Source organism: Pseudorhizobium tarimense (assembly GCF_022968135.1).
Classification (GTDB): domain Bacteria; phylum Pseudomonadota; class Alphaproteobacteria; order Rhizobiales; family Rhizobiaceae; genus Neorhizobium; species Neorhizobium tarimense.
Window position 1 is genome coordinate 81,092 of sequence record NZ_JALJRA010000013.1, and the last position, 12,524, is coordinate 93,615.

11 protein-coding genes are annotated in these 12,524 nt (G+C 62.1%); 7 read left to right on the forward strand and 4 right to left on the reverse strand.

Translation table 11 applies throughout. The features are described from left to right. Positions 1 to 38: 38 nt before the first annotated feature. Positions 39 to 1,121, forward strand: coding sequence for a heat-inducible transcriptional repressor HrcA (gene hrcA, locus MUU54_RS16495; RefSeq protein ID WP_247245181.1), 1,083 nt, complete (start codon positions 39 to 41; stop codon positions 1,119 to 1,121). An 86-nt stretch (positions 1,122 to 1,207) separates the two neighbouring features. Beyond that, a complete protein-coding gene (gene grpE, locus MUU54_RS16500; RefSeq protein WP_247245117.1) occupies positions 1,208 to 1,861 on the forward strand; it encodes a nucleotide exchange factor GrpE in 654 nt (217 codons plus the stop codon). 78 nt (positions 1,862 to 1,939) lie between these two features. Here the strand turns inward: grpE and ptsN are convergent, their stop codons facing one another. From ptsN to MUU54_RS16515, 3 genes are all read right to left on the reverse strand, one after another. Next, positions 1,940 to 2,404 carry a PTS IIA-like nitrogen regulatory protein PtsN gene (gene ptsN / locus MUU54_RS16505; protein WP_247245118.1) on the reverse strand — a complete coding sequence of 155 codons (465 nt, stop codon included), beginning with the start codon at positions 2,402 to 2,404 and terminating at the stop codon, positions 1,940 to 1,942. Between the two features lie 67 nt (positions 2,405 to 2,471). Beyond that, positions 2,472 to 3,047 carry a ribosome hibernation-promoting factor, HPF/YfiA family gene (gene hpf, locus MUU54_RS16510; RefSeq protein WP_247245119.1) on the reverse strand — a complete coding sequence of 192 codons (576 nt, stop codon included), beginning with the start codon at positions 3,045 to 3,047 and terminating at the stop codon, positions 2,472 to 2,474. Between the two features lie 292 nt (positions 3,048 to 3,339). After that, positions 3,340 to 3,807: an SRPBCC family protein gene (locus tag MUU54_RS16515; RefSeq protein WP_247245120.1), complete on the reverse strand. Its 468-nt coding sequence runs from the start codon at positions 3,805 to 3,807 to the stop codon at positions 3,340 to 3,342. Positions 3,808 to 3,874: 67 nt separating this feature from the next. Here MUU54_RS16515 and MUU54_RS16520 point away from each other — a divergent pair, with 67 nt between their 5' ends. The 4 genes from MUU54_RS16520 to olsB all read left to right on the forward strand — a co-directional run bounded on the left by MUU54_RS16520 (position 3,875) and on the right by olsB (position 7,349). Next, a complete protein-coding gene (locus MUU54_RS16520) occupies positions 3,875 to 4,999 on the forward strand; it encodes a class I SAM-dependent methyltransferase (protein WP_376742119.1) in 1,125 nt (374 codons plus the stop codon). Then, complete coding sequence (locus tag MUU54_RS16525) at positions 4,996 to 5,856, forward strand: TrmH family RNA methyltransferase (RefSeq protein ID WP_247245122.1); 861 nt, start codon at positions 4,996 to 4,998, stop codon at positions 5,854 to 5,856. The genes MUU54_RS16520 and MUU54_RS16525 overlap by 4 nt, the downstream gene beginning before the upstream one ends. Then, on the forward strand, positions 5,853 to 6,359 hold the full coding sequence (lspA, locus tag MUU54_RS16530) for a signal peptidase II (protein WP_247245123.1): 507 nt from the start codon (positions 5,853 to 5,855) through the stop codon (positions 6,357 to 6,359). The genes MUU54_RS16525 and lspA overlap by 4 nt, the downstream gene beginning before the upstream one ends. Positions 6,360 to 6,440: 81 nt before the next feature. Further along, a complete protein-coding gene (gene olsB / locus MUU54_RS16535; protein WP_494338237.1) occupies positions 6,441 to 7,349 on the forward strand; it encodes a l-ornithine N(alpha)-acyltransferase in 909 nt (302 codons plus the stop codon). 28 nt (positions 7,350 to 7,377) lie between these two features. On the opposite strand, the gene MUU54_RS16540 is transcribed toward olsB, so the two are convergent. After that, positions 7,378 to 9,657, reverse strand: a complete 2,280-nt coding sequence (locus tag MUU54_RS16540; RefSeq protein WP_247245125.1) for an NADP-dependent malic enzyme — start codon at positions 9,655 to 9,657, stop codon at positions 7,378 to 7,380. A gap of 202 nt (positions 9,658 to 9,859) precedes the next feature. Between MUU54_RS16540 and mutS the strand changes: the two genes are divergently transcribed. After that, positions 9,860 to 12,508, forward strand: coding sequence for a DNA mismatch repair protein MutS (mutS, locus tag MUU54_RS16545; protein ID WP_247245182.1), 2,649 nt, complete (start codon positions 9,860 to 9,862; stop codon positions 12,506 to 12,508). The last annotated feature ends 16 nt before the right edge of the window (positions 12,509 to 12,524 follow it).

Consider the following 12,524-nt stretch of genomic DNA (forward strand, 5'->3'; position numbering starts at 1 on the left):
TTTCCCTTGGCGATCACAATGAAGGCAAGAACGGCAAGATGGGTGTCATGGCACGAAGGGACAACGGCGCACCGCTGGACGACCGTTCGCGCGAGATCTTCCGACGTATCGTCGAAAGCTACCTGGAGACCGGTGAACCGGTGGGCTCGCGCAATCTTTCGCGTCTCTTGCCGATGTCATTATCGCCCGCCTCCGTTCGCAACGTGATGAGCGACCTTGAAGAACTCGGCCTCATCTATGCCCCCCATGTCAGCGCCGGAAGGCTGCCAACGCAGTCCGGCCTGCGCTTCTTCGTCGACGCCTTCATGCAGGTGGGCGACCTGTCGGAGGAAGAGCGCACGACGATTGAACGACAGATCCGGCCGGAAGAGCGGGACCGGCCAATGGAAGCGCTGATGAACGAGGCGAGCCAGATGCTCTCCGGCGTATCGCGTGGCGCGGGCATCGTCCTCACGACAAAGAGCGACCCGGTGCTCAAACACGTGGAGTTCATCCGGCTGGAGCCGACGAAGGCGCTTGCCGTGCTCGTTGGCGAACATAACCAGGTGGAAAACCGGATCATCGAACTGCCTGCTGGCGTCACATCCTCCCAGCTCGTCGAAGCGGCCAACTTCCTGAATGCGCACCTTGGCGGCCAAACGCTGGTGGAGCTTCGGGGTCAGCTCCATAAGCTCAAGACCGCGGTTCAGGATGAGCTGACGGTGTTGTCGCAGGATCTGGTGGAACGGGGTCTTGCTGTCTGGTCCGGGAGTCGCGAGGACGGCAAGCCCAACCAGCTCATCGTGCGCGGGCGGGCGAACCTCCTGGAAAGCATCAACGAGACGGATGATCTCGATCGGCTGCGCATGCTTTTTGACGATCTGGAGAAGAAAGACAGCCTGATCGAACTACTGGATCTGGCGGAAAGCGGACCAGGTGTCCGCATCTTCATCGGATCGGAGAACAAGTTATTCTCGCTTTCGGGCTCTTCGCTGATCGTGGCACCCTATCGCGATCAGGAAGAGCGGATCGTGGGCGCCGTCGGCGTAATCGGACCGACGCGGCTCAATTATGCACGGGTGGTCCCGATGGTCGACTACACCGCCCAGCTCCTGGCTCGGCTGACCCGCCAGCCGCTCTAGCCGAACTATCCCTTGGAAGCCTTGATTTTTGAGGTTCAAACCTCGATATCGGACACGACTTGTGAACACGAATACCGGAGAAGGTCATGACCGACGAGACAAAGAAGAACGGACCTGACGCGGCCAGAAACGAACGGGCTCCCGAAAACACTGCGGAAGCAGTGGCGTCCGCTCTGGAGGGTACGAATGCCACCGACTCGGCAGAGGAGCCCGTTGCCCAGCCGGATCCGACCGAGGTGCTGAAGGCAGAGAATGCGGAGCTTCGCGACCGTTTCTTGCGTATGGCAGCCGAGATGGAAAACCTCCGCCGCCGCACCGAGCGAGACGTCAAGGACGCGAAATCCTATTCCGTTGCCGGCTTCGCCCGGGACATGCTGGCTGTCTCCGACAATCTGCGCCGCGCTCTCGACGCTGTGCCGGCCGATGTCCGGGAGTCCGGTGATCAGACGCTGACGACCCTTCTTGAAGGCGTGGAGATGACGGAGCGCTCGATGCTGTCGGCGCTGGAGCGTCACGGCGTCAAGAAGATCGAGGCTGAGGGCGAAAAGTTCGACCCCAATTTCCATCAGGCGATGTTCGAAATCCCGAACGCGGATGTACCGAACAACACCGTTCTCCGGGTAGTCCAGGCGGGCTTCACCATCGGGGAGCGCGTCTTGCGCCCGGCCATGGTCGGCGTCTCGAAGGGCGGCCCCAAGGCAGAAGTGGCCGCCGGCGAGACCGAGAAGGCCCAGGGCTGAAGCGATCCGTCTCGAGGATAAAAAAACCGCCTGCCGTCGGTTGATGGCAGGCGGTTTTTCTTTGCCCGTTGACAATGATCAGGCGGCGTTGGACGCCTGTTCTTCGTTGAGAAAGGCGTAGATCGCGGACGCAGAATCCGTCTGCCGCAGCTTGTTGACCAGCTCCTGATCGCGCAGCACGCGTGCGATTCGCGAAAGTGCTTTCAAGTGGTCGGCTCCGGCACCTTCCGGGGCAAGCAGCAGGAAAACGAGATCCACCGGCTCGTCGTCGAGCGCCTCGAAGTCCACCGGGTTTTCAAGGCGCGCGAATACCCCTTTGATGGAGGAGATGCTGTTGAGCTTGCCGTGCGGAATGGCCACGCCATGCCCCACGCCGGTGGAACCGAGTCGCTCCCGCTGCAGGATGACATCGAAGATTTCCCGCTCAGGCACACCCGTGAGCTTGGACGCCTTGGCGGCCAGCTCCTGCAACAGCTGCTTTTTCGAGTTTACCTTGAGGGCGGGAATTATCGCATCTTGCTGCAGCAAATCTGCCAAAGCCATTCTCTTCATCCTTTATGCCACCCGAAGGTGGGGGGAGCGCTGTTGCCAACGTTCGCCCAGAGATCCGTTAGCCCTTGATATTGGCGGCGTCGATCCAGCCAATATTGCCGTCGTGGCGGCGGTAGACGATGTTCAGATCCTCCTTTCCGGGAGACCGGAAGAGCAGGACCGGTTCGTCGGTCATATCCAACGCCATGACGGCGGTGGCAACCGACATTGTTCTCAACTGCTTCGAACTCTCAGCCACGATGGTGGGCGCGAAATCTTCCGGCACTTCGTCATGCTCGTCTGAAACTGCATCCATGACCGTGTACGCCACTTCGATATCGCCATTGCCGTGCGTCCCGGCGTGGTGATCCTTGAGTCTGCGCTTGTAGCGACGCAGGCGCTTTTCAATTCGCTCTGCGGCAGCATCGAAGCTCAGCTGCGGATCATTGGCCTGGCCGGCGGCATGCAGAACGATGCCCGTATCGAGATGAACCTTGCAATCGCTTGAAAAGCGGGAGCCGGCTTTCTCAACGATCACCTGGCTCGAATACCCCCCGTCGAAGTACTTGGTGACAGCATCTGCGATCTGCGACTCGATCCGCTGGCGAAACGACTCGCCAACTTCCATCTGTTTACCAGATACACGCACACTCATGGAATTATTCCTTCTTGTCGTGACTTGCGTGTTCCAGTCTACGCGAAGCCGTGCCCTCATCCAAGCGCAACACACCGCGCGAGAACGATATTTGAAGCTGGCAGACTGGATAAGGGGGATCGGTTCTTTGCGTCCGTTGCAATTGCGGCGGGCTTCTAACTCTGCCGGGGCCGAAAGTCAACGCATCGTTAATATACGCGCCAAAATCGCGGCAGAACGCCGGGTTTCTGCCGCAAAAGAATCTGCTTTCCCCTATCATGAATGACGGGGCGCCTGGCGTCGCTACGGGCCATCAGGAGGGTGACGACACGGTTTTCCCGTCGCCGGCAACGGCAGCGTTGAAGTCGGCGAAGAACTGTTGGGCTAGCTTGCGGGAGGCGGAATCGATCAGGCGCGAGCCGAGTTGTGCGAGCTTGCCGCCAACCTGCGCCTTTGCCTTGTAGCGCAGGATCGTCTCCGCCCCGTCCTCGACGAGTTCGACATCCGCTGCCCCCTTTCCGAAGCCGGCAATGCCGCCCTTGCCCTCTCCTGAGATCGTGTAGCTCTTGGGGGCATCGATATTGGAGAGAGTGATCTCGCCGTTGAAGTTGGCGGCAACAGGTCCGATCTTGATCCGCACCGTCGTGACAAGCTCCGTCGGTGATTTCTTTTCAAGACTTTGGCAGCCCGGCACGCACTGCTTGAGGATCTCCGGATCGTTCAGCGCTTGCCAGACTACGTCCCGCGGCGCGGCGATGCGCTCTTCGCCATCGACATCCATACTGACCTCCTCCGATCATGGGGAGGAGGTTACGGCAGGGGAAAGCGCTTTGCCAAGTGGCAGGCGGATGCTATTTGCACCTCCGACACGAGCGATCTGGAAGAATACGTTGAGGAATAAGGACAAGCGTCCCGTACAGCGGCAGGGAAGGACCTCGCCTTCGGCAAAGCCGGCCGTGCCGCGGTCAGCTCCTGCGAGGCCCGGCCGAGCCGCATCTCCCGAGAAAGCGAGATCTGAGGAGGCCGCTCCGCAGCGTCTCCTGATCGAGCGGACGGGTGAGCGCCCCGCGGAGCGCATCCCGCTGATCCTGGAATCCTCCGGAGCAGGCGATTTTCACCTGATCGACAGCGGCAATGCCTTGAAGCTGGAGCAATATGGCCCCTACCGGATTGTGAGGCCCGAGGCGCAGGCTCTTTGGAAGCCGTCGCTCGGCGCAGTCGCGTGGGACAATGTAGACGCGATCTTCACGGGCGATACCGACGAAGACGGCATGGGGCGCTGGCGGTTCCCCAAGGAGGCATTGGGCGAAACCTGGCCGCTTTCGCTCCTCGGGATCGACTTCCTCGGCCGCTTCACGTCTTTCCGCCATGTCGGCGTCTTTCCGGAGCAGATCGTCCACTGGCAATGGATGAAGCAGCAGGTCGAGGCCGCGGCACGGCCGGTCAAGGTTCTCAACCTTTTTGGCTATACCGGGGTGGCATCCCTTGTTGCTGCGGCCGCAGGTGCGGAAGTGACCCATGTCGACGCGTCGAAGAAGGCGATCGGCTGGGCGCGAGAAAACCAGGCGCTGTCGCGCTTGGAGCGCGCGCCAATCCGCTGGATCTGCGAGGATGCCATGAAGTTCATCCAGCGCGAGGAACGCCGCGGCAACCGCTATGACATCATCCTGACTGACCCGCCCAAGTTCGGCCGCGGCCCCAATGGCGAAGTCTGGCACCTGTTCGAGCATCTTCCTTCAATGCTGGATATCTGCCGCGAACTTTTCTCGCCGAAGGCTCTCGGACTCGTCCTTACAGCCTATTCCATCCGGGCAAGCTTCTACTCCATCCACGAGCTGATGCGCGAGACCATGCGCGGCGCAGGCGGCGTGGTCGAATCGGGTGAGCTCGTCATCCGCGAGAGCGGCCTGGAAGGCAAGGACCGCGGTAGGGCTCTTTCGACTTCTCTTTTCAGCCGCTGGATTCCGCAATGACAGATCAAATGCGACAGGGCGGACCGCGCCGGGTAGGGCAGGTGAAGGAAGTCACCAGCCTTTCCAACCCGATCGTCAAGGAGATCAAGGCTCTCACGAGCAAGAAGGACCGCGAGCAGACCGGCACCTTCATGGCTGAAGGGCTGAAGCTCGTGATCGATGCGCTGGAGCTTGGCTGGATCATCCGCACCCTGGTCTATGCCAAGGCTGCCAAGGGCAAGCCGCTTGTCGAGCAGGTGGCGACGAAGACGGTCGCCAAGGGCGGGCTGGTGCTGGAGGTGAGCGAAAAGGTGCTTTCTTCGATCACGCGCCGGGACAACCCGCAAATGGTCGTCGGCATCTTCGAACAGCGCTGGGCCTCGCTGGATGCGCTCCAGCCGGAGAAGGGCAAGACCTACGTTGCGCTCGATCGGGTGCGCGATCCCGGCAATCTCGGAACGATCATCCGGACGGCAGACGCGGCCGGTGCCGCAGGCGTCCTCCTACTCGGCGATTGCACCGATCCGTTCTCGCTCGAAACGGTCCGTGCCACGATGGGCTCGGTCTTCGCGATCCCGCTGGTGAAGACCGATCCGGAGGAGTTTCTTGCCTGGCGGAAGCGGGCAGGCGTCGAGGTGGTTGCGACTCATCTCGAAGGGTCTGTCGACTACCGAACGGTAGATTACACGAAGAAGCCGATCGCGCTCTTGATGGGCAACGAACAGTCGGGCCTCCCCAATGCGCTGGCAAAGGCGGCAGACCGGCTGGTCCGGATCCCGCAGCAGGGCAGGGCGGACAGCCTTAATCTGGCCGTCGCAACCGCCGTTATGCTGTTCGAGGCGCGCCGCCACCTCCTGGCACTGGAGGGCAATCAATGAATTCGCCAAATCCTGCTCTTTCGAGACCGGCCGTCGCCGCGCTCATCATCGTTGTCGCGGTCATCCTCGATCAGGCGATCAAGTTCGCTGTCGAAGCCTATCTTCCTTTGCAGGAGGCGGTGCCGCTGCTTCCGGTCCTCGCACTCTATCGAACCTACAATCTCGGCGTCGCCTTTTCCCTGTTGTCAGGCATGGAGCGGGAATTCATCATCGGCATGCGGATCGTCATCGTCGGCTTCGTCATCTGGCTCTGGCGGCGCACGCCACCCGATCGCTCCCTTACCCATCTCGGTTTCGCTCTGATCATCGCCGGTGCCATTGGAAACCTGATCGATGGCTTTCTCTACTGTCACGTCGTCGACTACATTCTGTTCCACGCCGCCACCTGGTCCTTCGCCGTCTTCAACCTCGCGGACAGCTTCATCTCGATTGGCGCAGCCCTGGTGATTCTTGACGAGATCTTCGGCGGCGAGAACAAGCGCCCCGCAGATTCGTCGGAATAACCGTTCTCAAGATTTCAAACGGACGATTCAACGCCTGCCAAACAACGCCCTCAGGCGTTGTCATTTTTCTGTCGTCGGATAATGATTATTGGCGGTGACTTGAACGGCGGGCAAATCACCATGGCTCTTGAATTCCTGAAGCAAGACGTGAGCGCAGTACCTAATCAGCAGCTGCTGGTGGACCAATCCGTCGACCTGTTTGGCCGCATCGGAAGCCTTGAGACCCGCCTTGCGCGTACGCCGCGCGAGATCGATGCCGCTCAGGCTGTACGCTACCGCGTCTTCGTCGAAGAGATGAAGGCGCAGCTGCCGCCAGACGCGATGCGCCAGCGCCGCGACGTCGACGCCTATGACGCCTTCTGCGACCATCTTCTGGTGGTCGACCGGGCGATAGAGGGCGACATCGAAGATCAGATCGTGGGTACCTACCGTCTGCTCCGGCAGCAGGTGGCGATAGCGCATGGCGGCTTCTATTCGGCATCCGAATTCGACATCGCGCCGCTGCTCGCCCGTCATCCGGAAAAGCAGTTCATGGAGCTCGGTCGCTCTTGCGTTCTGCCCGCGTACCGCACCAAGCGCACCGTGGAACTGCTTTGGCAGGGCAACTGGGCCTATGCTCTCAAGCACGGCATGTCGGCCATGTTCGGCTGCGCGTCCTTTCCTGGCATTCGTCCGGAAGAGCATGCGCTGGCGCTTTCCTTCCTTCACCACAACGCGCGCGTCAAAGGCGAGTGGATGGCGTCAGCGCGTTCCGAGCTCTACCGCGAGATGGACCTGATGCCGCTCGAGGCGATCAATGCGCGCAAGGCGCTGGCCGCCATGCCGCCGCTGGTGAAGGGCTACCTTCGCCTCGGCGCCATGATCGGCGATGGTGCGGTTGTGGATCAGGCCTTCAACACTACCGATGTGCTGGTGGTGCTGCCGATCTCGTCGATCTCTGACCGCTACATCAATTACTACGGCGCCGACGCCGGCCGCTTCGCAAGCTAGGCAGAGCTGGCGCCGAAGCGCGCCGGGATCAGCTCCCGGCGTTAGAGGCGGCAATCGCTGCCATGTTGACGATGTCGCTGTCTTTCGCCCCCATCGAGGTGATCTGCACGGACTTGTCGAGGCCGACCAGCAGCGGGCCGATCACGGTCGCCGCGCCAAGCTCCTGAAGCATCCGCGTCGAGATCGATGCCGAGTGGATCGCCGGCATGATCAGGACGTTCGCCGTGCCGGACAGCCGGCAGAACGGGTACTGCTCCATCCGCTGCGGGTTGAGCGCCACATCGGCTGCCATCTCGCCGTCGTACTCGAAATCCACGCGGCGCTTGTCGAGGATCTTCACGGCCTCCCGCACCCGCTCCGAGCGTTCCCCTGTGGGTTGGCCGAAGGTGGAATAGGCTAACATCGCCACGCGCGGTTCGTATCCCATTCGGCGCGCCACGCGGGCGGCCTCCACCGCGATATCAGCAAGCTCTTCCGCCGTCGGCATGTCATGCACCGCAGTGTCTGCCACGAATACGGTGCGGCCACGCGAGAGCGCCAGCGAGATGCCGATGACCTTGTGTCCCGGTTTGGTGTCGATGCAGCGACGAACATCCTGCAGGGCGGTCGCGTAGTTACGCGTCGTGCCGGTGACCATCGCATCCGCGTCGCCGACCGCGACCATTGTTGCTGCAAAGTGATTGCGGTCGTTGTGGATCAGGCGCTGCACATCGCGCAGCAGGTAACCCTGGCGCTGCAGGCGTGCATAGAGATGGTCGATATAGGCCTCGACGCGAGTGGAAATGCGCGCATTGACGATCTCGATGCCCGGGCGGTCGAGATCGATGCCGGCCTTCTCTGCCGTTGCCATGATGACGTCGTCGCGCCCGAGCAGGATTGCCGTGCCGAGCCCATGATGCGCAAAGGAGACCGCGGCGCGCATGACCTGTTCTTCCTCCGCCTCGGCGAACACGACCCGCTTCGGGAACCGACGCACCCGCTCGTAGATACCTTGAGTCGTTGCAGCCATCGGATCGCGCCGAGCGGAGAGCTCGCGCCCGTAGGCGGCGAGGTCCATAATGTCGCGCTGTGCGACGCCGCTCTCCATCGCCGCTTCTGCAACCGCCACCGGGATCGCCGAGATTAGCCGCGGATCGAAGGGGACAGGGATTATATATTGTGATCCGAAACGTGGACGGTTTCCCTGATAGGCGGCAGCCACGTCGTCCGGCACATCCTCTCGCGCCAGGTTGGCGAGCGCATGGACGGCAGCGATCTTCATCTCGTCGTTGATCTGTGTCGCCCGCACGTCGAGGGCGCCGCGGAAGATATAGGGGAAGCCGAGGACGTTGTTCACCTGGTTCGGGTAGTCGGACCGGCCTGTGGCCATAATCGCGTCGTCACGGATCCGCGCCACCTCTTCCGGCGTGATTTCCGGATCGGGGTTGGCCATGGCGAAGATGATCGGCTTCTCCGCCATCGAGCGGATCATCTCTTCCGAGAAAGCGCCTTTCTGCGACAGGCCGAACACGACGTCGGCGCCTGCCATCGCCTCTTCCAGCGTCCGCTTGTCGGTCTTCGCCGCATGCGCGGACTTCCACTGGTTCATGCCCTCCGAGCGGCCCTGGTAGATGACCCCCTTGGTATCGCAGAGAATGATGTTGTCGGGGTTGAAGCCCATCGCCTTGATGAGCTCCATGCAGGCGATCGCCGCTGCTCCGGCGCCGTTGCAGACGAGCTTCGTCGTCTTGAGATCCCGGCCGGTGAGTTCCAGCGCGTTGATGAGCCCGGCGGCCGCGATGATCGCCGTGCCATGCTGGTCGTCATGAAACACCGGAATGTCCATCAGCTCGCGCAGGCGGCTCTCGATGATGAAGCATTCGGGAGCCTTGATGTCTTCCAGGTTGATGCCGCCGAAGGAGGGGCCGAGGAAGCGAACACAGTTGACGAACTCGTCGACGTTCTCGGTGTCCACCTCGAGATCGATCGAGTCGACATCGGCAAACCGCTTGAAGAGGACGGATTTTCCTTCCATCACCGGCTTGGAAGCAAGCGCGCCGAGATTGCCGAGGCCCAGGATGGCCGTCCCGTTGGAGATCACGGCCACCATGTTGCCGCGCGTGGTGTAGTCGTAGGCCGATGCCGGGTCAGCGGCGATTGCCTTGACCGGTACGGCGACCCCCGGCGAATAAGCGAGCGACAGATCGCGCTGCGTCGCCATGGGCTTCGTCGGGTTGATTTCAAGCTTCCCCGGACGTCCCTGGGCGTGAAAGGCAAGCGCTTCCTGTTCGGTCACGGAAGCACGCGTGCGGGCGGCCTTATCGTTCATGGGTGAAGCTCCTCCAGCTTTTTGTGGGCAGCCCTTGTCCCGGCCGCTCTATCGGTTGTCTTTTGCGGGTCACAATCGATAGTGTTGCCCATCCTCTTGCGCAACAGAAAACCGGCCCGTGACCCAACACCAACGCTTTGCCATAGATGCTCTGACCGCCGCCGAGCTCGTCTCGGAGGAGAGCCGTGCGACGGCAACGCCGATGATGGAACAGTATATCGAGATCAAGGCGAACAACCCGGGATCCCTGCTCTTCTATCGCATGGGGGATTTCTACGAGCTCTTTTTCGAGGATGCGGTCGAGGCTGCCCGGGCGCTTGGTATCACGCTGACGAAGCGCGGCCAGCACATGGGACAGGACATCCCCATGTGTGGCGTCCCGATCCACGCCGCAGACGATTACCTGCAGAAACTAATTTCGCTCGGCTTCCGGGTGGCGGTCTGCGAGCAGGTGGAAGATCCGGCCGAGGCGAAGAGGCGCGGGTCGAAGTCGGTGGTAAAGCGCGACGTCGTGCGGCTGGTCACGCCGGGGACGCTGACCGAGGAGAAGCTGCTTTCTCCATCCGAGTCGAACTACCTGATGGCGCTAGCCCGCATCCGCGGCACGTCGGAGCCTCAACTGGCGCTTGCCTGGATCGATATCTCGACCGGTGTCTTTCGGCTGGCGGAATCGGACCAGTCGCGGCTGCTGGCGGACATCCTGCGCATTGATCCGCGGGAACTGATCCTGCCGGACACGATGTTCCACGATCCGGAGCTGAAGCCGGTCTTCGACGTGCTGGGCAAGGTCGCGGTGCCGCAGCCGGGCGTGCTCTTCGACAGTGCGACGGCCGAGCGCCGTGTCACCCGCTATTTCGGCGTCGGCACCCTCGACGGCTTCGGCAGCTTTTCCCGCGCCGAACTCGCGGCGGCTGCCGCCGCGGTGGCTTATGTGGAGAAGACGCAGATTTCCGAGCGGCCGCCGCTCGGGATCCCGGAGCGTGAAAGCGCAGCATCGACGCTCTTCATCGACCCAGCCACCCGCGGAAACCTGGAGCTTACGCGCACGCTGTCTGGGGAACGGGAAGGGACGCTCTTGAAGGCGATCGATCGCACGGTCACCGGCGGTGGTGCTCGATTGATTGCAGAACGGCTGATGTCGCCTCTGACCAACCCTGCGCAGATCAATCGTCGTCTCGATTCCATCTCCTTCCTCCGTGAGGAGCCGTCGCTCTGCTCCGATCTGCGTGCCTCCTTGAAGCAGGTGCCGGACATGCCGCGCGCGCTGTCGCGACTGGCGCTGGACCGCGGCGGTCCGCGCGATCTTGGAGCCATCCTGCAGGGCCTGCGAGCCGCGCGGGATGTTGTCGCGTTTCTCGAAAGGGCGATGCTGCCAGAGGAACTCGGCGAAGCACTCACCGATCTTCAGGCCTTGCCCCAGGCGCTGGAACGACACCTGGGCGAGATGCTGGCGGACGAGCTGCCGCTGTTAAAGCGCGACGGCGGCTTTCTCCGCGACGGTGCCCATGAGGCACTCGATGAGGCGCGCGCGCTGCGCGATCAGTCGCGCCGGGTCATCGCCGGCCTCCAGCTGCAATATGCCGAGGAAACCGGCATCCGCTCGCTGAAGATCAAGCACAACAACGTTCTCGGCTATTTCATCGAAGTGACGGCCGGCAATGCGGGGCCAATGACCGACAGCCCGGAGGCAAAGGCGCGTTTCATCCACCGCCAGACGATGGCCAATGCCATGCGCTTCACCACCACCGAGCTTGCCGATCTGGAAAGCCGGATTGCCAATGCCGCCGACCGTGCGCTTTCGATAGAGCTTGCAGCCTTCGACCGGATGGTCGAGGGCGTGACCGCCGAAGCCGAGGCGATCAAGCGCGGCGCTAGAGCCATTGCCGCCGTCGATGTTGCCGCGGGTCTCGCCCTCCTTGCTGAGGAGTGGGGCTACAATCGTCCAGCCGTCGACGATTCCCGGATGTTCACGATCGAGGGCGGTCGTCATCCTGTGGTCGAACAGGCACTGCGGCGCCATTCATCAGGCCCTTTCATCGCCAATGATTGCGACCTCTCCCCCCAGGGCAGTGAATTTGGAGCGCTCTGGCTGCTGACCGGCCCCAACATGGGTGGTAAGTCGACCTTCCTGCGCCAGAACGCGCTGATCGCGATCCTGGCACAAATGGGCTCCTTCGTCCCGGCGGCATCGGCCCATATCGGCGTTGTGGATCGTCTTTTTTCCCGCGTCGGTGCTTCCGACGACCTCGCCCGCGGCCGCTCCACCTTCATGGTTGAGATGGTCGAGACGGCGGCAATCCTCAACCAGGCAACGGACCGCTCGCTGGTGATCCTGGACGAAATTGGTCGCGGGACGGCGACCTTCGACGGCCTTTCCATCGCTTGGGCAGCCGTCGAGCACCTGCACGAGGCGAACCGCTGCCGCGGGCTGTTCGCAACCCATTTCCACGAACTGACGGTGCTGTCGGAAAAGCTGAACCGGCTCTCCAACGCGACGATGCGGGTGAAGGAGTGGGACGGCGAAGTCATCTTCCTCCACGAGGTAGGCCCCGGCGCCGCCGATCGTTCATACGGCATCCAGGTCGCGCGGCTCGCCGGCCTGCCGCCTTCTGTCGTCGCCCGCGCACGCGATGTCCTGACCAAGCTCGAGGACTCCGACCGCAAGAACCCGGCCAGCCAGCTGATCGACGACCTGCCGCTCTTTCAAGTGGCCGTCCTGCGCGAGGAGCAACGCAAGGCAGGTCCCTCGAAGATCGAAGAAGCGCTGAAATCGATCAACCCCGACGACATGACCCCACGCGAAGCACTGGAAGCGCTTTACGCCTTGAAGAAGCAGCTTCCGGCGTCTTGATCAGCAGACCGGCGCA

What these genes read in the sequence shown, in the direction of transcription:
- ptsN (WP_247245118.1), bottom strand. Translation starts at nt 2,404, where the DNA reads ATGGCTTTGGCAGATTTGCTGCAGCAAGATGCGATAATTCCCGCCCTC.
- hrcA (WP_247245181.1), top strand. Translation starts at nt 39, where the DNA reads ATGGGTGTCATGGCACGAAGGGACAACGGCGCACCGCTGGACGACCGT.
- MUU54_RS16520 (WP_376742119.1), top strand. Translation starts at nt 3,875, where the DNA reads ATGCTATTTGCACCTCCGACACGAGCGATCTGGAAGAATACGTTGAGG.
- MUU54_RS16540 (WP_247245125.1), bottom strand. Translation starts at nt 9,657, where the DNA reads ATGAACGATAAGGCCGCCCGCACGCGTGCTTCCGTGACCGAACAGGAA.
- MUU54_RS16515 (WP_247245120.1), bottom strand. Translation starts at nt 3,807, where the DNA reads ATGGATGTCGATGGCGAAGAGCGCATCGCCGCGCCGCGGGACGTAGTC.
- olsB (WP_494338237.1), top strand. Translation starts at nt 6,441, where the DNA reads ATGATTATTGGCGGTGACTTGAACGGCGGGCAAATCACCATGGCTCTT.
- MUU54_RS16525 (WP_247245122.1), top strand. Translation starts at nt 4,996, where the DNA reads ATGACAGATCAAATGCGACAGGGCGGACCGCGCCGGGTAGGGCAGGTG.
- hpf (WP_247245119.1), bottom strand. Translation starts at nt 3,047, where the DNA reads ATGAGTGTGCGTGTATCTGGTAAACAGATGGAAGTTGGCGAGTCGTTT.
- lspA (WP_247245123.1), top strand. Translation starts at nt 5,853, where the DNA reads ATGAATTCGCCAAATCCTGCTCTTTCGAGACCGGCCGTCGCCGCGCTC.
- mutS (WP_247245182.1), top strand. Translation starts at nt 9,860, where the DNA reads ATGATGGAACAGTATATCGAGATCAAGGCGAACAACCCGGGATCCCTG.
- grpE (WP_247245117.1), top strand. Translation starts at nt 1,208, where the DNA reads ATGACCGACGAGACAAAGAAGAACGGACCTGACGCGGCCAGAAACGAA.